Source organism: Streptomyces sp. SID14436, assembly GCF_010548465.1.
In the GTDB taxonomy this organism is placed as follows: Bacteria; Actinomycetota; Actinomycetes; order Streptomycetales; family Streptomycetaceae; genus Streptomyces.
In genome coordinates, this window is record NZ_JAAGMD010000531.1 from 46,724 (window position 1) to 65,199 (window position 18,476).

Below are 18,476 nucleotides of genomic sequence, written 5' to 3' on the forward strand. Positions count from 1 at the left end.
TTAGTGGAGCTGACGCATGCTGGATGTACGGAAACTGGTGCTGCTGCGTGAGGTCGGCGCCCGCGGCTCGATCGCGGCGGCTGCCGAGGCCCTCAACTACACGCGCTCCGCGGTGTCCCAGCAGCTGTCGGCCCTGGAGGCGGAGACCGGTGTGGCCCTCCTGGACCGGGGCAGCAACCGGGTCGTGCTCACCCCCGCCGGGCGGCTCCTGGTCGGTCACACGGACCACATCGTGACCCGCCTGGAAACAGCGGAGTCGGAATTGCTGGCGAGCATCGGCAGGGTCACCGGTGATCTGCGGGTCGGCGTGCCCGTGCACGAAGGCCCTGCCCTGCTGGTGCCGGCGGTGACACGGCTGCGCGCCGCCCATCCGGGCCTGCGGATCACCTTGCACGCCGTCGCGTCCGCCGAGGCCCGCCAGTCCGTACGGCTGGGGAACCTGGACGCCGTGCTGTCCGCCCGCTACCCCCAGGTGCCCGCGCCCGAGGTGCCGGGGCTGCACGAGGAGGAGGTGCTCGAGGACCGCATCCGCCTGGCCGTCGCGCCGGACCACCCGTCGGCCGGGGACACCGCCCGCCCGCTCTCCGACTTCGCCCGGCTTCCCTGGCTGCTGGACCCGTCCTCCGACCTGGGGCGGCTGGCTCTGCACGCCTGCACAGCGGCCGGTTTCACCCCCGACATCGTCTCCGACATCGGCGACATGCAGGCCGTCCTCGGCCTCGTCTCCCGGGGGTGGGGTGTGGCACTCGTTCCCGACCTGGTCCCCGACCGCACCGGTCACCCGGTCCGCCGGGTCGCCCTGTCCGGGCCACCGCTGACCCGGCGGACCACGCTGACGGTACGGAAGGGCGCCCTCAGCGGCCCGGCGGTGGCCGCGCTCCTTCCGGCGGTCCGGGCGGCAGCCGACGAGGTGACCGGGGACGCCTGAACCGGCGGGGGCGACCGGGGCTCTCGGCACGCGGACGTAGGACCAGCGCCCGATGGCACACGCCGACGCGAACCCTAGGCTCGCTCCCGCCCGCAGTCCCGGACGCCATCGCCGGTGCTCGACAGGCCCCGCCCCACAGGAGGAACACCCCATGCCGGCTGACGCCGCAGCACACATCCGCATCGCCCGGCCCTCACGCGACCTCCGGGCAGCGGAACGTTTCTGGGTCTCCGGCCTGGGCTTCGCCATCCTGTACCGGCACTCCGGGGCCGGCACACCGGGAGACGCCTCGCTGCTCATGGTCGGCCGGCCCGGCGCCGGCTGGCACCTCGAACTCGTCCACGATCCGGCGGCTCCCGTCGAGCCCAGGCCGACCCCCGAAGACCTCCTGGTCGTCTACCTCGGCGAACCGGTACCCGACTCCCTGGTCGACCGGCTGGAGCAGCACGGCGGCAAGCGGGTGCCCGCGCACAACCCGTACTGGGACACCTGGGGTGTGACGATCCAGGACCCCGACGGCTATCTGCTCGTGCTGTCCACACGGGACTGGTCCAACTCGTAGACACGGCAGGCCACCAGCCGGCCGGCAGCCACGCCCCGAGGACGGCGACACGGTCGGACGCGCCCGGCGGGGATGCCCGTCCGTCAGCGGCGCGGTCCTTCCCCCGTGGCGGGTGAGGCACGGAGCCCGTCGTTCGGGTGCCGTGGGAGGAAGCGGTGGTGTGCGGGCCGGGCCGGTGACCGGCCGCGGGGCGTACTGCTGCGACACGGCGAGTTCGAGGTGGACGGCGTGAAGCACTGGCGGGCACTGATCGTCCTCGGCACGGCCCAGTTCCTGATGGTCCTGGACACCTCCGTCATGAACGTGTCCATCAGTCAGCTGGTCGACGACTTCGACACCGAGGTCACCGCCATCCAGGCCGTCATCACCCTGTACGCGCTGGTCATGGCCAGTTTCATGCTCATCGGGGGCAGGTTCGGGGACATCCTGGGGCGGCGGCGCGTGTTCCTGCTCGGACTGGTCGTCTACGGCGTCGGATCGGCCCTGACCGCCGTGGCGCCCTCCTTGTGGGTGCTCACCCTGGGCTGGTCGGTGATCGAGGGGCTGGGGGCGGCGATGGTGCTGCCGGCCATGGCGGCACTGGTCGCGGAGGCGTACCGCGGCCGGGACCGGGCCGTCGCGTACGCGGTCATCGGCGGGCTCGCCGGGGCCGGGATAGCGGTGGGCCCGTTGCTGGGCGGCTGGGTGACGACGTACCTGACCTGGCGGTTGGTCTTCGCCGGGGAGGTCGTCGTCGTGGTGGCGGTGCTGCTGTGCCGCCGGGTGATCGCGACGCCCGCCGCGACGGGCGCACGGCCGCGGCTGGACGGCGTGGGGGCGGTCCTGTCCGCCGTCGGGCTGGGGCTGGGCGTGCTCGGGGTGCTGCAGAGCAGCACCTGGGGGTGGGTGCAGCCGCGCAATCCGCCGTTCACCGTCCTGGGCTTCGCTCCGACCCTGTTCGTCGTCGGTGCCGGCGCGGTCGTGCTGGCCGTCTTCCGGTCCTGGGAGCGGCGGCGGGAGGGCGGAGGTGTCGACCCGCTGGTGCACCTGTCGCTGCTGGGCCGGCCCGTGCTGCGGTCCGGTCTGATGGCGCTGCTCAGCCAGAATCTCATTCTGCTGGGTCTGTTCTTCACGATCCCGCTGTATCTGCAGGCGGTACAGGGCTTCGACGCGTTCGAGACCGGGCTGCGTCTGCTGCCGGTGTCCGTGACCATGTTCGTGACGTCCCTGTCGGCCTCCTCGCTGGGGCGCACCCTGGGGCCGCGGCGGGTGGTGCGGCTGGCTCTGCTGATCCTGGCGGCGGCCATCGTGTGGCTGCTGGCGACCATCGACCCGGTCATCGACGACGCCCAGTTCGCCGGGGCCATGGCGGTGCTGGGCGTGGGGATCGGTCTGCTCGCCTCCCAGCTCGGCAACGTCATCCAGTCCGCCGTCGGGGAGGAGGAGCGCAGTGAGGCCGGAGGGCTGCAGTTCACGGCCCAGAATCTGGGGTCCGCGCTGGGCACCGCCCTCATCGGTTCGATCCTCATCGGCGCGCTGGCCCATGCCGCCACCACGCAGGTGACGGACGACCCCAGGCTGTCCGAGGCCACCAGGGACGAGGTCGGTGTCGCGCTCCAGGCGGGCATCAGTTTCGTCCCCACCGATCAGGTGCGGTCGGCAGCGGAGCGGGCCGGCCTTCCCCCGTCCGAGGTCGACGCGCTGGCGGACTCCTACGCCGCCGCGCAGCTGGACGGTCTGAAGGCAGCCGTCCTGGCCACCGGCGGCATCGCCCTCGCCAGTTTCCTGGTCACCCACCACCTGCCCACCGCCCCCCGAAGCAGCCGCCGACGACAGCCGGCCGAGTCGGCGACGGCGGGAGCGGACGGGGCAGCCGGGTCGGCCGGCACGGACGCCGGCGGATCCGCACGTTGAGCAGGCAGGAGCCGGAGGGAGTCAACCGTGGTCAGGACCAGGGCGACGACCGGCTCGGGGGCGAGCCGCGGGGCGAGCCGTGCGGAGCAGCGGGCCCGGGCGGACTACACGGGCGGTGTCTACGGCTCCATGCTCGCGGCGTCCGTGGTGATCGGCGCGGGTTCCCTGGGCGACTTCCCCCGCGTCGAACTGGTGCTGCTGCTGTTGCTCACCGGGGTGGCGTTCTGGGTCGCGCACGTCCACGCCCATCTGTTCGGCGCGCGCCTGGCGCAACAGGCCCTGGACCGCCGGGTCGTGCTGCGCGTCTGCCGGGACGAGTGGCCGATCGTCAAGGCCACCGTCCCGCCGGCCGCCGCGGTGGCCGTCAGCCCGCTGCTGGGGCTGGACGTGCGGGGCGCCCTCTGGCTGGCGGTGTGCGTCGCCGTGGCCGGTCAGGTGGGCTGGTCGGTGGCGGCGGCGCGGCGGGCGGGTGCCTCACCTCGGCTCATGGCCGCCACGGCGTCGATCAACCTGCTGCTCGGCCTGCTCATCATCTCGTTCAAGATCTTCCTGAAGCACTGACGGCCGGCCTCCCCCGGCCGGGCGCCGGCCCCTCCCCCGCCGGTCACCTGTGCCGGGTGAGGCCCGGCCGAGCGGCCGGGCGGACCATCGCAGGTGGACGCCACAGGTGACGAGGCCGTCCACCGGTTTCGCGGCCGTCCGCGGAAGGGCAGTTGCGTGCGCTACGAGATACGGGTCGAGGGACACCTGTCGGAGCCGCTGGCCCGGGCCTTCCCGGAGCTGGGCCACGTGGTGATGGCCGGCCAGACCGTGCTGTTCGGCCCCGTGGAGGACGCGGCGCACCTGTACGGGCTGCTCGCGCGCTGTCAGTCACTGGGACTCCGGGTCGTGGAGATACGCCAACTGCCGGAGGGACACGGGCCGGGCGGTCCTTGGACGCCCTGCCCGTGTCCCTCACCCGTGGTGGGTGAGCCGGTCGCGCGACGGGGGGCGTGACGCTGGAGCCGTCGGGAGCGATCGGGAGCGGTCGGGTGCTTCCCCCGCCGGCGTCGTCGTCCGCTCGGGATCCGCGCGTGGGCGACGGCGCCGGGCGGGGGTTCGACGCGAGGAGGAATCATGACCGTGCCGCGTGGGGGCCGCCAGGCTCCGCCCTCCGGGCCGGGAGCGGGATCCGGCGGGACGGCCCCGGGTGCGGTGCCGGGCGACTCCGCCTACCTGCTCGCGCGGGTGGGCCGTTCCTGGACCTGGCTCATGGGGTCCGCCGTCACCACGCTCGTGCCCGGCCTGCTCGTGCTGGTCTGGCCGGAGGCGACCCTGCACGTCCTGGCGGTGCTCGTCGGCCTCTACCTGCTGGTCACCGGGTCGTTCCGGTTCGTGGCCGTCTTCGCACGGGAGGGCCACGAACGCCTGCCGGGGCTGCTCCTGGCCGTGCTGTACGTCCTGGCCGGCGTGCTGTGCCTGCGGAACCCGTTGCAGACGATCGCCGCGCTCTCGTTGATCGTCGGGGTCGTGTGGCTCGTGTCGGGCCTGCTCACCCTGTACACGGCGATCGCCGCCGAGGAACTGCCGCACCGGGGCGTCGTGGCGGTCGTCGCCGTGCTCGGCATCGTCGCGGGGATCGTGGTGCTCGCCCTGCCGGCCGAGTCGGCCCGGGCCCTGACCCGGCTGCTCGGCCTCCTCGGTCTGGCCGAGGCGGCGGTCGCCCTCGCCTGGCGGGCCGCCCTCCACAGGGCCGTGCCCTCGATGCCCTCCTCGTCCTCCTCCCCCAGCGCTCCGGCAGCCTGACGCAGGGGTGCCGGGGGCGGGGACCTTTGCGCTGCCGTCACCGCACCACCGCACGGCGGGTTGGGACCGCCGGCCGTCTTGCCGCCCCGGCCCCGCGGCCTCACCCGCCCCGGGTGAGGCCACCCGGCACCTGCCGTGCCCACGCTGAGGACAGCACGCGGAGGGCGCCCGGGCGGACGCCCCTGGACGGAGGAGAGAGATGAGCGCGCAGACGACGTACCTCGCGTACGACTACCCCCTGCTGAGCGTCTTCTGGAGCATGCTCCTGTTCTTCCTGTGGATCATGTGGTTCGTCCTGCTCTTCCGCGTCGTCGTCGACATCTTCCGCGACGACGACCTGAGCGGCTGGGGGAAGGCGGGCTGGCTGGTGTTCACCATCCTGCTGCCGTTCCTCGGCGTGTTCGTCTACGTGGTCGCCCGCGGGAAGAACATGGGCCGCCGGGAGATGAAGCAGGCGCGCACGCAGCAGGAGGAGTTCGACGCCTACATCAGGCAGGCCGCCGCCGGTGGCCGGACCAGCAGCGTGGACGAACTGGCGAAGCTGTCCGAGATCCGCTCCCGCGGTGACATCACCGACGACGAGTTCCGCCGGGCGAAGGACCTGGTCCTGGCCGGCCACGGTCCGGCGGAAGCGCCCGGCAGCAGCACGCGGGCCGCCGGCCACTGACCATCAGGCCCCACGGAACACATCCGCCGCACAGAAATCGAGGCGCACGATGTCCGCCACACACACCCGGCCGACTCCCTCGGCGAAGCAGGAGTGGGCGACCGGACTCACGGCCTTCGCCGCCGTGATGCTCTTCCTCGTCGGACTGCTCGACCTCTTCCGGGGCATCATGGCCATCGCCGAGGACGACATCTTCGTCACGACGCGCAACTACGTCTTCGAGTTCGACCTGACCGGCTGGGGCTGGGTCCACCTCGCTCTCGGTGTCGTCGGCGTGATCGTCAGCATCGGGCTGCTCCGCACGGCGACCTGGGCGCGGGTCTCCGGGGTCGTCATCGCCGGATTCGTCATCATCGCCAACTTCCTCTCCCTGCCGTACTACCCGGTGTGGTCGATCGTGCTGATCACCATCTCGGGCTTCATCATCTGGGCCCTGTGCGTGGTCCCGCGCGGCACCCTCGACAACCTGAGCGAGGGCCGTCCGGCCTCGGAGGAGGACCGCCCTCTCTATCAGGGGTCTGCGACCCATCGGGCATGAGGTCGCACCGGCGCGGGGATGACGCGGCGGCACGACGGCACGTCACCCGGCAGGACACCCGGGCCCGGCACGACCCGCGGGCGGAATCCGCCGCAGGACGGCGGAGAAGCAGCGGCGGCCGGACAGCGCAGGGCACGGACCTCGTGCGGCCCGGGAAGTCCGGCCCAGCCCTGGTCGTCCACGGGCACCGGGTCTGGCGGGCTCGCCTCGCCCTGCTGGCCCTGGCGGCGAGCGTCGCGGTGCCGCTCGCCGCCGCCGGGCTGCGGAGCGTGCTGTGGGTGCTCGTCGGCGTCGCCGGACTGGCGCTCGCGGCGGTGGGGGTGTGGTGGGTCCTGGCCCACACCGGTGTGCTGCGGGTTCTCGGAGCCGTGCTGTCCGTCGTCGCGCCGGTGGTCGTGCTCACCCTGTACGCGGTCTCCGGCATGCTCGGGCCCGCCCTGGTCGCCGTCGCCCTGTGGGCGCTCGCCGTCACGGCGGCCCGTACGGCACTTGACCCCGGCCCCCGCGACCCGGCCGGCCGGCCCGGGCGGTCCGGGCGGTCCGGGCGGGCGGTGGTCGAGGCGCCCCGCCACGCCTGGGTGCTGATGAACCCCCGGTCCGGCGGCGGCAAGGTGGACCGCTTCCACCTGGCCGACCGGGCCCGCGCGGCCGGCTGCCACGTGGTTCTGCTCGACGGCGGTCAGGACGTCACCGCGCTGGCCCGCCGGGCGGTCACCGAGGGCGCGGACCTGCTGGCGGTCGCGGGCGGCGACGGCACCCAGGCGCTGGTCGCCGAGGTGGCGGCGGGCCATGACCTGCCCTTCCTGGTCATCCCCGCGGGCACCCGTAACCACTTCGCGCTCGACCTCGGCCTCGACCGTGACGATCCGGCAGCGGCTCTGGACGGTCTCACCGACGGTGTCGAACTGCGCGTCGACCTCGGGTACGCGGCAGACCGGGTCTTCGTCAACAACGCCTCGTTCGGGACGTACGGGTTCGTCGTCACCGACCCGGCGTACCGGGGGGCGAAGTCCCGGACGACCTTGCGCACCCTGCCGGGTCTGCTCACGGGCGAGGGTGCGCCGACCCTGCGGGCGCGGGCCGACGGGGTGTCCGTGGACGGGCTCCGGGCCCTCCTCGTCAGCAACAACCCCTACGGGCGCGTTGTCGACGCGGCCCGTCCGGGGCGCCGCGAACGCCTGGACTCGGGGCTCCTCGGGGTGGTGTGCGTACGGGTCGGCAACACCGCCCAGGCCGCCCGGCTGGTGCGCGGCGCCCGCTCCGGGGGGCTCGTGCGGGTGAATGCCGGAGAGGTCGTCGTCGAAGGGGACACGGCCACCCTTCCGGTCGGCATCGACGGGGAGCACGTCGAACTGCCCTCGCCGGTGGTGTGCCGCAGTGCCCCTGGCGCGCTGCGGGTCCGGGTGCCGCGCCGCCGCCCGGGTGCCAGGACGCCGGCCGGGGCGACGGCCGACTGGCCACGGGTGGCACGGCTGGCGCGGGGCCGTACGGATCAGTGAACGGCGGCCTCGGTCGCTGCGCTCAGCCCCGGGTCGGGTACGGGATCCGGCGTGCCTCGGCCAGGTGGGCGGCGAGTTGGTCGCGTGTCTGGTGGGTGTGCGAGATCCAGGCGGGCTGGCCGGGGCCGCTGCGCCAGGATTCGCTGAGCGGGCTGTTGTCGACGGTGTCGAATCCGAACGCGTCGTAGAGGCGCGTGACGAGTTCCACGGCCTCGGGGTGGTCGCTGGAGACCGAGAGGGCGTGCCGGCCGGGTGTTCCCACGGGGCGGGCGGACAGGAAGAGGCGGGGAGCCTGGATGTGGGTGAACGCCTTGGCGACCTTGGAGGTGGGCAGTTGTTCCTGCCGCAGTTCGTGCACCGTCTTCTCCCCCGAGTCGACGACCGGGAAGTGGCCGTCGCGCCACGGCATGTAGTTGTTGGTGTCGAGCACGATCTTGCCGGCGAGTTGCTCCACGGGCATGTCGTTGGCCGGTTTGAGAGGGACGGCGATGATCACGAAGTCGCCCGCTGCGGCCGCGTCGGCCGCGGTGGCGGCGCGGGCCGACGGGCCGAGCTCCTCGACGAGGTGGGTGAGCGTCTCCGGTCCCCGCGAGTTGGCGATCACCACGTGGTAGCCGTGGGCCACGGCTGCGCGGGCGAGCTGGCTGCCCACTTCACCTGCGCCGATGATGCCGATCGTCGTCACGTGTCGCTCCCGGTGGTCGAGATGATGCCGGCGTGCACCAGCTGGGATTCGTCCGTGCTGCCGGGGACCGCCGTGTAGGCGACGATCTTCAGGTCGGTGTCTCCGTCGGTCAGGACGTCGCAGTCGACGGTCACTTCCCCGAAGTCGGGGTGCCGGATGGTCTTGCGGTCCTCGGCGTGCCGGCCCACGGACGCATCGGCCCAGAACGTGGCGAACCGGGGGTTGCCCGCGACCCTGCTCGCCACCAGGCCGGACACGCGAGGGTCGTCGGGGAAGCGGGCGGCGGCCCGGCGCAGGTCGGCCACGAGCGCCCGGTCGGCGGCTTCGGCGTTGACCGGGATCACCGGCCAGCTCGTCAGCCGGCCCCGGTCCGAGGCGACCGGGAAGCGCAGCCTCACGAGGTTGCGCTCCTCGGCCCGGATCCTGGTGGGTTCGCCGAACAGGGCCGCCCATCTCGGATTCCACCAGACGAGTTGCCAGTCCGCGGCGAAGACCGCGACCGGAGTGGCGTCGAGCAGGGTCAGCAGCCGTCGCATGCTGGCCGGGATGTCGTCGACGACCCGCTGGTCCTGCGGCGGCCGGATCCCCGCCAGCCGGTGCAGGTGGTCCCGTTCGTCCGGGGAGAGCCGCAGCGCGCGGGCCAGCGCTGCGACGATCTGCTCGGAGGGGCTGACGGCCCGGCCCTGCTCGAGCCGCACCAGGTAGTCGACGGACAGTCCCGCCAGCTCGGCGAGTTCCTCCCGCCTCAGCCCCGGCGACCGGCGTGCCCCGCCCGCCGGCAGTCCGACGGTGTCCGGCGACAGGCGGTCCCGCCAGGCCCGCAGGGTCGCTCCCAGCTGGTTGTCCACGACATGTCCCTTGGTCACGCCTGCATCGTAGGCATCCGCGTGTCCGTTCCGGGCCTCTCCAGGGTGGTACTGCTGGTCCTACGGAGAAGCGGTCTCTGGCTGGTCACGGCAGGCCCGGCCAGGGTGGAGCCATGTCCAAGACCACGTTCATCACCGGTGCCAACAAGGGCCTCGGTCTCGAAACCGCCCGCCGTCTCACCGCACTCGGTCACACCGTGCTCCTCGGTGCCCGCGACGTCGCTCGCGGACGCCGGGCGGCGGCAGCGCTCGGTGCCCGCTTCGTCCAGGTGGACGTCACCGACGACGCCTCCGTGGCGGCCGCGGCGGCCGATGTCGCGGCCCACGAGGGCCGGATCGACGTCCTGATCAACAACGCGGGCATCACCGGCACCGTCGTGTCCGCCGAGGAGCTGACCGGCGCGGAGGCCGCGCGGGTGCTCGACACCAATGTGGCCGGCGTCGTCCGCGTCACCGCCGCGTTCCTGCCGCTGCTGCGCGCCTCGGACGCGCCGGCCGTCGTCAACGTCACCAGCGGCCTGGGGTCCGTGGCTCTCACCCACGATCCCGAACGGGTGGAGTCGCAGGTGATCGCCCCCGCCTACGCCGCCTCCAAGGCCGCCGTCACGGTGCTGACCACGCAGTATGCGAAGGCGTGGGCCGACATCCGCTTCAACGCCGTCGATCCCGGCTACACCGCCACCGACCTCAACGGCCACAGCGGCACCCAGACGGTGACCGAGGGCACGGACGCCATCGTCACGCTGGCCATCGAGGACGCCGACTCCGGAACGGGTCGCATCATCGACCGCTACGGCCCCGTCGCGTGGTGACGCCGAGCGGACGGCGCCGCCGGTTCACGCCGGCGGCCCGTGCCCGGCCACGGGCGCTCGCGACGCCGAGACAGCAGGTCACACGAAGCACCCACGAACGAGAAGGAGCAGCCGATGACCGGCTCCGTCCTGAAGGACTGGTACCTCCGCTATGTGGCGGCGCTCAACGCCCATGTGTTCGACGGCATGGACCAGTTCATCGCCGACGACGTGGTGCTGAACGGCGAACCGGGCACCCGTGAGGATGTCGTCGCCGTCCAGAAGCACGACATCGAGGCCGTGCCGGACCTGCACTGGGAGGTCCGGGAGCTGTTGTTCGACCGGGACCGGATCGCCGTGCGGGCGGTCAACACCGGTACTCCCGCCAGGGAATGGCTCGGTGTCCCCGCGTCCGGGGCGTCCTTCGAGATCACCGAGTACGCCATCTACCGGGTCCGCGACGGCCGTTTCGTGGAGATGACGGCCCTGCACGACTCCTCCGACCTGCTGCGGCAGTTGGGCGGCTGATGCGGCTCACGGCCGGCAGCCGCACGTGGGACGGCGGACGGGAGGGCGGCGGGGTGTCAGGCGCTCGTCTCCTCCTCCCGTCCGTCGAATGCCTCGCGTGCGGTCGTGATGGCGGGCATGTTCTCGGCGGCCCAGGCCAGCAGCACGTCGACGGGGTGGCGCAGTGTCTTGCCCAGCGGCGTGATCCGGTATCTGACCGCCACCGGGCGGGTGGAGACGACCTCGCGTTCGACCACGCCGTTGCGTTCGAGTCTCCGGAGCGTCGCGGTCAGCGACTTCTGCGTGACCTGAGGGATGGCACGGCGCAACTCGTTGAAACGGCAAGGGCGTTCACACAGTTCGTTGAGGACACTCAGCGACCACTTGTCGAGGATCTGGTCGAGCAGTTCCCGGTGCGGAGCCTCGATGCGGAGTCCGGGGTCGGTATCCATGGCGAAACCTGGTCTCGTTGAAGTGTCCTTTTCCTACTAGGTAGCTTACAGATACCTGAAACGGAAGAGGGAAGACCATGAGCGTTCAGCACTTCACCCCGGCCGGCATGCTGCAGCCGACCCCGTACCACCACGTCGCCGTGGGCACGGGGACGAAGCACGTGCACGTCAGCGGGCAGGTCGCCCGCCGGGCCGACGGTGCGCCGGTCGCACCGGGCGATCTGGCCGGTCAGGTCGCCCAGGCACTGCGCAACACGTCGGTCGGCCTGGCGGGCGCGGGGGCGTCCTTCGCGGACGTGCTGCGCCTGACGTTCTACGTGACCGGGTGGAGCCCGGAGAAGATCGGGGACTTCATGGCCGGGGTGGAGTCCGTCGCCGAGGAGATCGGTCTGCGCCTTCCGATGCCTCCGGCCTCGCTCATCGGCGTCGAGTACCTCTTCGAGCCGGACGTGCTCGTGGAGGTCGAGGCGACCGCGCTCCTCGACTGAGGCGCGCCGGTGCCCGTGGCTCGTCCCCGGGGCGGCCGTTCGCTCCCGGTCAGCCGGTCTGTTCGGCGAGGGCGACGATGATGCCCGACGGGCCGCGCAGATTGCAGAGGCGGTAGGCGTTCTCGTACTCCGCCACGTCGCCGAGGAGTTGCGCCCCGTGGCGGCGCAGGCGGGTGATCGTGTCGTCGATGTCGTCGACGGCGAACATGACGCGGTGCAGGCCCAGGGTGTTGGGCGGCGGCGGGTCGAGCGGTCCCCCGGCGATCGCCTCCGGGGCGTGGAACCGCGTCAGCTCCAGCTTGCCGTGGCCGTCCGGGGTGCGCATCATCGCGATGGAGCTGCGGGCCCCGTCGAGGCCCAGCATCCGGTCCGCCACGGCTCCCTCGATCTGCGCTTCCCCCTCCAGTTCCATGCCGAGTTCGGTGAAGAAGGCGACGGCGGCCTGCAGGTCGTCGACGACGATCCCCACGTTGTCCATCCGTTGAACCGCCATGAGGTGCTCCTCTGCGTCGTGGGGCGGGTCCGTTCGGACCACTGCTGCCCCGGGGACGGAGCCGGTGCCGTGTTCTCGACAGCACGGTGCTGTGCGGCGCAGGGCGGTCCCGCCGGGTCAGGCGGGTGCGGGCAGCCGCAGGTGGTCCATGCCGGCTGCGTCGAGCCACAGGTCGCGCGGCGAACGGACCAGGCGCAGCAACACCCCCTCACAGCCGGGGCACCGCAGCACCGTCCCGGGGCCGCCGAGGTAGGCGTGCGCCTCGGCCAGCCTCGTTCGCCGGCCGCAGCCGCGGCACTGTGCCGAAGCGGTGGTCATGTCGGCGCCGAACAGCGACTCGAGGTCCCCGGCGGCGGCGTTGCCGTCGAGGTGATCAGGTGTGTGCGTCATCGGGGATTCTCCTCCTTCCTCTGCTGGGCACCGGGCGCGTTGTTCCCTTGAGGGGGCCGTGTCGTGCCGGGGCGGCGGGGCGGACGGCGGGACCTCATCCGCTGGGGCCGAAGCGCTCGGTGCGTATGCGGCCCGGGTGGTGACCGAGGGCGACGAGCAGGCCGGCGGCGGTTTCGACGAAGCCGGTGGGGCCGCAGACGTAGCAGGTGGGTTCGAACTCCGGCGGCCATCCGCCGGCCGACAGGTCGGACGCGGTGAGGCGCCCGGGAGGGTGCGGCCAGTCGGGGGGCGTGGACCGGCTGTAGACGTAGGTCTTGTCGAGCCCGTCCTCGCTTCTGCGCAGTTCGGGCGTGAAGAGCTGCGTCTCGGGGCTGCGCACGCCGTACAGCAGGCGGAAGGGTGTGCGGCTGCCGGCCGCGCGGCGCACCCGGATCATGGCCATCAAGGGCACCAGGCCGGATCCCCCGGCCACGAGGAGGACCGGTTCCTGCTGCTCCGGGCGCCACACGAACCAGCCGCCGACCGGTCCGCGGAGCTCCACCTGATCGCCCACGGCCAGGACGTCCGTGAGGTAGGGGGAGACCTCGCCGTCGTCGACGCGCTGAACCGTCAGTTCGATCCTCTCGCCGTCGGGTGCCGAGGCCAGGGAGTAGCTGCGCTGGGTGCTGTACCCGTCCTCCGCCGTGAGCCGCAGGTCGACGTGCTGTCCCGCCGCGTGCCCCGGCCAGCCGGGCACGTCGAGGGCGAGCGTGCGCGCGTCGCGCGACTCGTCCCGCCGTCCGGCCAGGCGGGCCGTCCGCCAGCGCAGCCGCTCGCCTAGTCGCCTTGGTACCGCTGCTCGCGCCATGGGTCCCCGTAGTCGTGGTAGCCGACGCTCTCCCAGAAGCCGGGTTCGTCCTCGTCGAGCAGGCGGATGCCGCGCACCCACTTGGCGGACTTCCACAGGTACAGGTGCGGGACCAGCAGCCTCGCCGGACCGCCGTGCTCCGGCGCGAGGTCCTCGCCGTCGTACCGGTACGCGATCCACGCCTTGCCGTCGAGAAGGTCCTCTAGGGGGAGGTTGGTGGTGTAGTCGCCGTAGGAGTGGACGAGTGCGTACTCGGCACCGGACTCCACGTCCGCCAGGAGGACGTCCAGCGGGACTCCCTGCCACTGCGTGCCGAACTTCGACCACTTGGTGACACAGTGCAGGTCGACGGTCGGTGTCTGGGAGGGCAGGCTCATGAGCTGATCCCAGTTCCACGTGTGTTCGGTCCCCGTCTCCGTGCGGACGGTGAACTGCCAGGCGTCGTGCGGCACCACGGGGGTGGGGCCGGCGGAGAGAACGGGGAAGCCGGTGGTCTCGTACTGCCCCGGCGGGAGTGTGTGCCGGGTGTCCCGCGCCCGGCCGTGGAATCCCCGGGAAACGATGGACATGTCGGGCCCCCTTCTGCAGAGCGGGCGGCTTCCATTTTTCAGCACATGCCGCGGCGGAGCATCTCGGCCGGAGGAAACGCCGGGACGTATCCCTGCCGGGCCTCCAACCACGGCCGTACGGGGCGCTACCGCGCCGGTTTACCGCGGTCTCACACCGGCGTGCGATGCCCGCGGCCCCTGTGGTCCGTAACTTCGGTGGCGACCACGACCCGTGCACACGGCACGGGACAGAAGGGGGTACACATGCTCAGGAAGCAGGGCACGACCATCCTCGGCGCGACGGCTCTGGTGCTGGCGGGCGTCGTCGGCGGGGCCGCTCCGGTGCAGGCCGCTCCGGTGCAGATCACGGCGGGCGGTACCGCGCCCGCGTGCATCCAGCGCAGTGTCGTGAACAACCCCGACGGGGGCATGCAGGCATGGCTGTACAACAAGTGCGGCAAGACGATGCGGGTGAAGGTCGTCGTGAAGAACTGGCGTGACACGTCCTGCAAGTCCATCAAGAACAAGCAGAGCGCGTACTTCCGTACCGTCGGCGGCCGCTACGACCGGACCGCCGTCTGCTGATCCCTGTCCGTCGCACCGGTGAGCGGTGGCCCGGCATGACGTGCCGGGCCACCGCCGCCCTGCCACACGTCACGTCACGTCACGTCACCTACGTCATGTCATGTCATGTCACCAGGTCGTAGATGCTGCGGGCCACCAGGTACAGGCCGGCCAGCAGGGAGAGCGTGACGATCAGCGATTCCTGATGGCGGTCCATCCAGCCGCGCAACGCCTGCAGGCGGGCGCCGGCGGCCGCGGGCGCCCGGAGGGCGTACGCCTCCATGACGATGAGGCTGAGGGTGGCGAGCAGGCAGTAGCAGGCCAGGGCGAACCAGTCGGCGACGGTGGAGAGGTCCGCGTCGACAGCGGTGGCGGCGCCGGCGGCGACCAGCGCCCAGGGTTGCAGCATCCACGCCAGGCCGGCGGCCACGGCCGGGGAGGCGTCGTCGATGCGGGCGGCCCAGCGGGGCGGCCGGCGCGGACGGGCCGGCCGGCGGTGCCGGAGGGCGCCGTAGACCACCAGCGCCAGGCCGATGGCCAGCTTCACCGCCACGGCGGCGGTCGAGGGCGCACTGTGATGCACGAGTTGCCGGCCGCCGGTCAGCAGCACCACGCAGACGATGACCGCGATCAGGTTGGCCAGCCACGACAGCAGGAACGCCATGCCCTGGCGCACGCCGTTCCGCGCGGAGAGCAGCAGGATGAAGGCGCTGTTGTGCAGGGGCCCGCAGTGATGGCTGCACCGATCACCAGAAGATCGAGGACCATCGGATCTGTCGCTCCCGGTCGGTCGGGCCGCCCGGGCCCGTGGCGGACGGGCCGGCCGGCGGCGCGGGCGGCTCGGAACGCGGGGACGCGGGTCCGCGCGCGGACCGTTCCCGTGTTCCGTTCAGCTGGTTCGTCGCAGCGGCGGCGGGGTCCAGGCTCCGCCGAGAGCCGCTTCGTCCGGCCAGTACAGGCGCAGGAAGACGTTGAAACTTCCCTCGGGCGCGGGGAGCCAGTTGTCCTCGCGGTCGGGTCCCGGGTTGTCGTGCTGGACGTAGATGTCGAGGGAGCCGTCCGGGTTGGTGCGCATGCCGCTGCGGTCGCCGATCGCGTAGCGGTCCAGGCGGTTGTCGGCGAACAGCTGCCGGTCGTTCATCATCGTCAGCGACCAGAAGCCCCGTACCGGCGGGGTCCGGTCCGCGTCGAAGTGCAGCACGTAGCGGTGCGCGCCGTCGAGGGGCCGGCCGTCCGCGTCGTTGGTGGCGTGCGGGTACAGGGCGTCCACGTCGAGGTTGGCGCCGTAGCCGACCCAGGTCACCATGGCGCGCTTGGGGTAGTCGGTCCCGTAGGCGCCCAGTCCGCGGTGCACGGTCCACCCGTTGACCTGGTTGCCGGGTGCCTCCGCCTGCGACTTGAACCCCTGGAGCGTCTCGGGGCCCGTGGCGGCGGCCCTGTCCAGCGCGGCGAGCACGTCCGGCGGCTGGTCCTCCAGCTTCGCTCCGGGAGCGATGCCGAGCCGGGCCACCCGCTCGAGGAAGGGCGCGTCGGCGGGGCTCGGCGGGTTGTCGACGAGGAGCTGGTTGAGCCGCGTGAAGAACGCCCGGCCGTCGAGCTGGTGGACCTGGGTGACGGGGGCGGTGACGGCGTCGACTCCCTCGGCGACGGTCGCGTCGGTGGGCGGGGTGTAGTCCCGCGGGTTTCCCGTCCACTGCGACAGCGGGGTGAGCCGGGTGCCGTCCTGAAGCCGGTGGACGACCGCGTAGTCGGACGGCCCGGCCGTGGCGTACCGCGCGATGATCCAGTTGACGGCCGTGGGCGACGGCAGCACCGTCATGCCCTGCGGCGCCCGGCCCGACCAGGTGGGCCCGGTCAGCAGGAAGGGTCCCGCGGCCGATCCGTCCTGACGGCTGCCGGGCGCGTGGACGACGTCGGACCACGCGCTGAGGATCGGCACCATCCAGTAGCGGTCCTCGAACTCCGGCAGGCTCAGCACCAGGGGCTCTTCGGAGAGGTCCAGCCAGGCACTGGAGTACAGGGTGTCGGCGTTGGGGGACACGACCTCGGTGAAGGCGGCGTCGGGTGTGCGGCGCATGTGACAGAACTGGTTCACCGGAGCCTTGCGCCGCTCGTCGTCCCGCTCGGCGACCGCCGTCATGACGTCCTTGGTCAGCCCGGCGGTCACCAACGGATAGCCGTACAGCCATGCTTCCGTCGCCAACCGCTCCAGCTGCTCGTCCGCCATCGGCTTCTCCCTGGGCGCGTATCGGCCCGCACTCTTCGACGCTAAGCGGGCCCCCTGGCATCCGCATCTCGGCCCCCCGGACCGTCCACGGCGGCGGGCGGCGGGCGGCGGGACTGCGGGGCGGTGGGGCGGTGGGGCGGCTTGTCGACCCGGCGAGTGCCGCGGCCGGGCGGGCACAGCGGCGGAGCGGGCTCACGCGCAGCCGGGCTGGCACCCGGCTGCGCGTGGCGCCTACACGTGGCACACCGTCCCGCTGGGGCTTCGGGCTCCGCGCGACCGGACAGGACGCATTCACCCGTCGGCGCGGGCAGCCGCACCGGCCCCGGCCACGAAGGGCCTGGAGGCGACGGTGATCGTGACCGAGACGGCGGCCAGCGCGGTGATCGCCGCTGCCGGGGTGAGGAGTTGGGCGAGCCCTCCCGCCACGGCCGCGCCCAAACCCTGCCAGGTCATCCGGCCGGCCGACTCGACGCCCTGGACCTGGCCGCGCACCTGGTCCGGTGTCGACGCGAGGAGCTGTTCCTGGAGCGGCAGGGTGGCGGCGAATCCGGCACCAGCGACGAACACGGCCGCCGTCAGCACCGGCACGGGCGGTTGGAGGGCGAACAGCAGGTAGGGCGCCGCGAGCAGCAGCCGCAGCGCGAAGGCACAGCGTCTCCTCCGGTCGGCCGTGAGCAGCCGTCCGACGGTCAGATCCCCGAGGAGCATGCCCGCCGCCCCGGCTGCCAGGAGCACTCCGGCCAGGTCCGGGGAGTAGGAGAGGAACAGCGCCTCGCAGCCGACGATGAGGCCGTTGGGGACCCACAGGTTCAGCAGCAGTGCTCGTCGCCCGGGGTGCGCGAACAGGGCGGTGTTGGCCGTCCAGGTCTGCCGTAGCCCGGGGCGCCGGGTCGGGCGGATCGAACGGTCCCGCACGGTGGTGGCCACGACGACCAGCCCGAGGCCGGTCAGCGCGGTGGCGAGAAGGAAGCCGTCCCGCGGGGCGAGGTGGCGCAGCAGCAGGGCGCCGAACGCGTAGCCCAGGATCGCCGTGGCGCCCGCGGTGATGTTCATCAGCGAGCGGGCCGCCGCGTACGCGGCATCCGGTACCACCTCGCTGACCAGCCCCATGCGGGTGCCGGTGCCGAGCGACTGGAAGAAGCCGAGGATCGCGAGCAGACCGAACCGGACCGTCAACGGCAGCCCCGGGACCGCCTGGGCGGCGGCACCGGCCGACGCGACGCCCTGAAGGACGACGAGGGTCCGGCGGGGGCGGCTGCCGTCCGCGACCGACATCAGGGTCAGGGCACCGAGCACCGTGGCGAACGTGGCGCCGTACATGCTCACGGCGGTCAGGAATGGTGACCGTGTCTGCTGGTGGACCAGCGTGCCGAGCGCGAAGCCCGAGAGGGTGCTCGCGGACACGCTCAGCGCGAAGCTCACGTACAGGCCCGCGAACTCACGGTTGCGGAGGAGGGCTCGGTAGGTGGTGGCCGTGGGTGACGCGCCGGGCGCGGAGGGGTGTGAGGGGTTCGAGGGGTCTGAGGGGTCTGAGGGCATGAAAAAAGCCTTCGCGCGCCCCTGTTGGGGGAGCCGAAGGCCAACCCGGGAATTCTAGCAGGGGCGGCCGCCGCCCACCCCCCGCGGGCGGGGACCCCGACGCGCCGGACGCCCGGCCCGTCGTCATCGACGGCAATGCCCGCGAGAGGGGTGTTGACCAGCGGAAAGCCGGCGAGGTGAGGCCAACACCCGCCCTACGGTCGGCAT

22 protein-coding genes and 1 pseudogene are annotated in these 18,476 nt (G+C 72.6%); 13 read left to right on the forward strand and 10 right to left on the reverse strand.

Annotation, left to right across the window (positions count from 1 at the left end; translation table 11 throughout):
* Nucleotides 1-16 precede the first annotated feature (16 nt).
* The 9 genes and pseudogenes from G3I53_RS18280 to G3I53_RS18320 all read left to right on the forward strand — a co-directional run bounded on the left by G3I53_RS18280 (nt 17) and on the right by G3I53_RS18320 (nt 7,872).
* The gene (locus G3I53_RS18280; protein ID WP_164334416.1) at nt 17-928 is read left to right on the forward strand and encodes a LysR family transcriptional regulator; all 912 of its coding nucleotides are present in this window, start codon (nt 17-19) and stop codon (nt 926-928) included.
* A 151-nt stretch (nt 929-1,079) separates the two neighbouring features.
* Nucleotides 1,080-1,490, forward strand: coding sequence for a VOC family protein (locus G3I53_RS18285; RefSeq protein WP_164334415.1), 411 nt, complete (start codon nt 1,080-1,082; stop codon nt 1,488-1,490).
* 228 nt (nt 1,491-1,718) lie between these two features.
* A complete protein-coding gene (locus tag G3I53_RS18290) occupies nt 1,719-3,383 on the forward strand; it encodes an MFS transporter (protein ID WP_164334414.1) in 1,665 nt (554 codons plus the stop codon).
* A gap of 27 nt (nt 3,384-3,410) precedes the next feature.
* Nucleotides 3,411-3,944: a hypothetical protein gene (locus G3I53_RS18295; protein WP_164334413.1), complete on the forward strand. Its 534-nt coding sequence runs from the start codon at nt 3,411-3,413 to the stop codon at nt 3,942-3,944.
* A 156-nt stretch (nt 3,945-4,100) separates the two neighbouring features.
* Nucleotides 4,101-4,295 (forward strand): annotated as a pseudogene (locus tag G3I53_RS18300) (hypothetical protein); the annotation flags it as partial.
* 204 nt (nt 4,296-4,499) lie between these two features.
* A complete protein-coding gene (locus tag G3I53_RS18305; RefSeq protein WP_164334412.1) occupies nt 4,500-5,168 on the forward strand; it encodes a DUF308 domain-containing protein in 669 nt (222 codons plus the stop codon).
* Between the two features lie 199 nt (nt 5,169-5,367).
* A complete protein-coding gene (locus G3I53_RS18310) occupies nt 5,368-5,835 on the forward strand; it encodes an SHOCT domain-containing protein (protein WP_164334411.1) in 468 nt (155 codons plus the stop codon).
* A 49-nt stretch (nt 5,836-5,884) separates the two neighbouring features.
* Complete coding sequence (locus G3I53_RS18315; RefSeq protein WP_164334410.1) at nt 5,885-6,373, forward strand: hypothetical protein; 489 nt, start codon at nt 5,885-5,887, stop codon at nt 6,371-6,373.
* Nucleotides 6,370-7,872, forward strand: coding sequence for a diacylglycerol kinase family protein (locus tag G3I53_RS18320; RefSeq protein ID WP_239063973.1), 1,503 nt, complete (start codon nt 6,370-6,372; stop codon nt 7,870-7,872). The genes G3I53_RS18315 and G3I53_RS18320 overlap by 4 nt, the downstream gene beginning before the upstream one ends.
* A 22-nt stretch (nt 7,873-7,894) precedes the next feature.
* On the opposite strand, the gene G3I53_RS18325 is transcribed toward G3I53_RS18320, so the two are convergent.
* Nucleotides 7,895-8,557, reverse strand: coding sequence for an NAD(P)-binding domain-containing protein (locus G3I53_RS18325; protein ID WP_203592394.1), 663 nt, complete (start codon nt 8,555-8,557; stop codon nt 7,895-7,897).
* A complete protein-coding gene (locus tag G3I53_RS18330; protein ID WP_164337521.1) occupies nt 8,554-9,423 on the reverse strand; it encodes a helix-turn-helix transcriptional regulator in 870 nt (289 codons plus the stop codon). Before G3I53_RS18330 ends, G3I53_RS18325 begins: the two co-directional genes overlap by 4 nt.
* 113 nt (nt 9,424-9,536) lie before the next feature.
* On the opposite strand from G3I53_RS18330, the gene G3I53_RS18335 reads away from it, so the two are divergent.
* Nucleotides 9,537-10,235 (forward strand): SDR family NAD(P)-dependent oxidoreductase, encoded by a 699-nt coding sequence (locus G3I53_RS18335; RefSeq protein WP_164337522.1) that lies wholly within the window; start codon nt 9,537-9,539, stop codon nt 10,233-10,235.
* Nucleotides 10,236-10,349: 114 nt separating this feature from the next.
* On the forward strand, nt 10,350-10,742 hold the full coding sequence (locus G3I53_RS18340) for an ester cyclase (protein WP_164337523.1): 393 nt from the start codon (nt 10,350-10,352) through the stop codon (nt 10,740-10,742).
* Nucleotides 10,743-10,798: 56 nt separating this feature from the next.
* On the opposite strand, the gene G3I53_RS18345 is transcribed toward G3I53_RS18340, so the two are convergent.
* Nucleotides 10,799-11,173, reverse strand: coding sequence for a helix-turn-helix domain-containing protein (locus G3I53_RS18345; RefSeq protein WP_164337524.1), 375 nt, complete (start codon nt 11,171-11,173; stop codon nt 10,799-10,801).
* 77 nt (nt 11,174-11,250) lie between these two features.
* On the opposite strand from G3I53_RS18345, the gene G3I53_RS18350 reads away from it, so the two are divergent.
* Complete coding sequence (locus G3I53_RS18350) at nt 11,251-11,661, forward strand: RidA family protein (RefSeq protein WP_164337525.1); 411 nt, start codon at nt 11,251-11,253, stop codon at nt 11,659-11,661.
* Nucleotides 11,662-11,710: 49 nt separating this feature from the next.
* On the opposite strand, the gene G3I53_RS18355 is transcribed toward G3I53_RS18350, so the two are convergent.
* From G3I53_RS18355 to G3I53_RS18370, 4 genes are all read right to left on the reverse strand, one after another.
* Nucleotides 11,711-12,154: a VOC family protein gene (locus G3I53_RS18355; RefSeq protein WP_203592391.1), complete on the reverse strand. Its 444-nt coding sequence runs from the start codon at nt 12,152-12,154 to the stop codon at nt 11,711-11,713.
* A 117-nt stretch (nt 12,155-12,271) separates the two neighbouring features.
* Nucleotides 12,272-12,544 (reverse strand): DUF6510 family protein, encoded by a 273-nt coding sequence (locus tag G3I53_RS18360; RefSeq protein WP_164337526.1) that lies wholly within the window; start codon nt 12,542-12,544, stop codon nt 12,272-12,274.
* Nucleotides 12,545-12,638: 94 nt separating this feature from the next.
* A complete protein-coding gene (locus tag G3I53_RS18365; protein ID WP_164337527.1) occupies nt 12,639-13,391 on the reverse strand; it encodes a ferredoxin reductase in 753 nt (250 codons plus the stop codon).
* Nucleotides 13,361-13,960, reverse strand: a complete 600-nt coding sequence (locus G3I53_RS18370) for a sulfite oxidase-like oxidoreductase (protein ID WP_164337528.1) — start codon at nt 13,958-13,960, stop codon at nt 13,361-13,363. The genes G3I53_RS18365 and G3I53_RS18370 overlap by 31 nt, the downstream gene beginning before the upstream one ends.
* A 243-nt stretch (nt 13,961-14,203) precedes the next feature.
* Between G3I53_RS18370 and G3I53_RS18375 the strand changes: the two genes are divergently transcribed.
* A complete protein-coding gene (locus G3I53_RS18375; protein ID WP_164337529.1) occupies nt 14,204-14,524 on the forward strand; it encodes a hypothetical protein in 321 nt (106 codons plus the stop codon).
* Between the two features lie 103 nt (nt 14,525-14,627).
* Here the strand turns inward: G3I53_RS18375 and G3I53_RS18385 are convergent, their stop codons facing one another.
* The 3 genes from G3I53_RS18385 to G3I53_RS18395 form a co-directional block, all read right to left on the reverse strand.
* On the reverse strand, nt 14,628-15,179 hold the full coding sequence (locus tag G3I53_RS18385; protein ID WP_343240645.1) for a GAP family protein: 552 nt from the start codon (nt 15,177-15,179) through the stop codon (nt 14,628-14,630).
* A gap of 213 nt (nt 15,180-15,392) precedes the next feature.
* Nucleotides 15,393-16,730, reverse strand: coding sequence for a DUF1254 domain-containing protein (locus G3I53_RS18390; RefSeq protein WP_164332400.1), 1,338 nt, complete (start codon nt 16,728-16,730; stop codon nt 15,393-15,395).
* 291 nt (nt 16,731-17,021) lie between these two features.
* Complete coding sequence (locus tag G3I53_RS18395) at nt 17,022-18,269, reverse strand: MFS transporter (RefSeq protein ID WP_239063974.1); 1,248 nt, start codon at nt 18,267-18,269, stop codon at nt 17,022-17,024.
* Nucleotides 18,270-18,476 lie beyond the last annotated feature (207 nt).

Bases quoted from the DNA above. Each gene is read 5' to 3' on its own strand.
- G3I53_RS18280 (WP_164334416.1), top strand. From the start codon at position 17: ATGCTGGATGTACGGAAACTGGTGCTGCTGCGTGAGGTCGGCGCCCGC.
- G3I53_RS18285 (WP_164334415.1), top strand. From the start codon at position 1,080: ATGCCGGCTGACGCCGCAGCACACATCCGCATCGCCCGGCCCTCACGC.
- G3I53_RS18305 (WP_164334412.1), top strand. From the start codon at position 4,500: ATGACCGTGCCGCGTGGGGGCCGCCAGGCTCCGCCCTCCGGGCCGGGA.
- G3I53_RS18310 (WP_164334411.1), top strand. From the start codon at position 5,368: ATGAGCGCGCAGACGACGTACCTCGCGTACGACTACCCCCTGCTGAGC.
- G3I53_RS18315 (WP_164334410.1), top strand. From the start codon at position 5,885: ATGTCCGCCACACACACCCGGCCGACTCCCTCGGCGAAGCAGGAGTGG.
- G3I53_RS18320 (WP_239063973.1), top strand. From the start codon at position 6,370: ATGAGGTCGCACCGGCGCGGGGATGACGCGGCGGCACGACGGCACGTC.
- G3I53_RS18335 (WP_164337522.1), top strand. From the start codon at position 9,537: ATGTCCAAGACCACGTTCATCACCGGTGCCAACAAGGGCCTCGGTCTC.
- G3I53_RS18340 (WP_164337523.1), top strand. From the start codon at position 10,350: ATGACCGGCTCCGTCCTGAAGGACTGGTACCTCCGCTATGTGGCGGCG.
- G3I53_RS18345 (WP_164337524.1), bottom strand. From the start codon at position 11,173: ATGGATACCGACCCCGGACTCCGCATCGAGGCTCCGCACCGGGAACTG.
- G3I53_RS18350 (WP_164337525.1), top strand. From the start codon at position 11,251: ATGAGCGTTCAGCACTTCACCCCGGCCGGCATGCTGCAGCCGACCCCG.
- G3I53_RS18355 (WP_203592391.1), bottom strand. From the start codon at position 12,154: ATGGCGGTTCAACGGATGGACAACGTGGGGATCGTCGTCGACGACCTG.
- G3I53_RS18360 (WP_164337526.1), bottom strand. From the start codon at position 12,544: ATGACGCACACACCTGATCACCTCGACGGCAACGCCGCCGCCGGGGAC.
- G3I53_RS18365 (WP_164337527.1), bottom strand. From the start codon at position 13,391: ATGGCGCGAGCAGCGGTACCAAGGCGACTAGGCGAGCGGCTGCGCTGG.
- G3I53_RS18370 (WP_164337528.1), bottom strand. From the start codon at position 13,960: ATGTCCATCGTTTCCCGGGGATTCCACGGCCGGGCGCGGGACACCCGG.
- G3I53_RS18375 (WP_164337529.1), top strand. From the start codon at position 14,204: ATGCTCAGGAAGCAGGGCACGACCATCCTCGGCGCGACGGCTCTGGTG.
- G3I53_RS18390 (WP_164332400.1), bottom strand. From the start codon at position 16,730: ATGGCGGACGAGCAGCTGGAGCGGTTGGCGACGGAAGCATGGCTGTAC.
- G3I53_RS18395 (WP_239063974.1), bottom strand. From the start codon at position 18,269: ATGCCCTCAGACCCCTCAGACCCCTCGAACCCCTCACACCCCTCCGCG.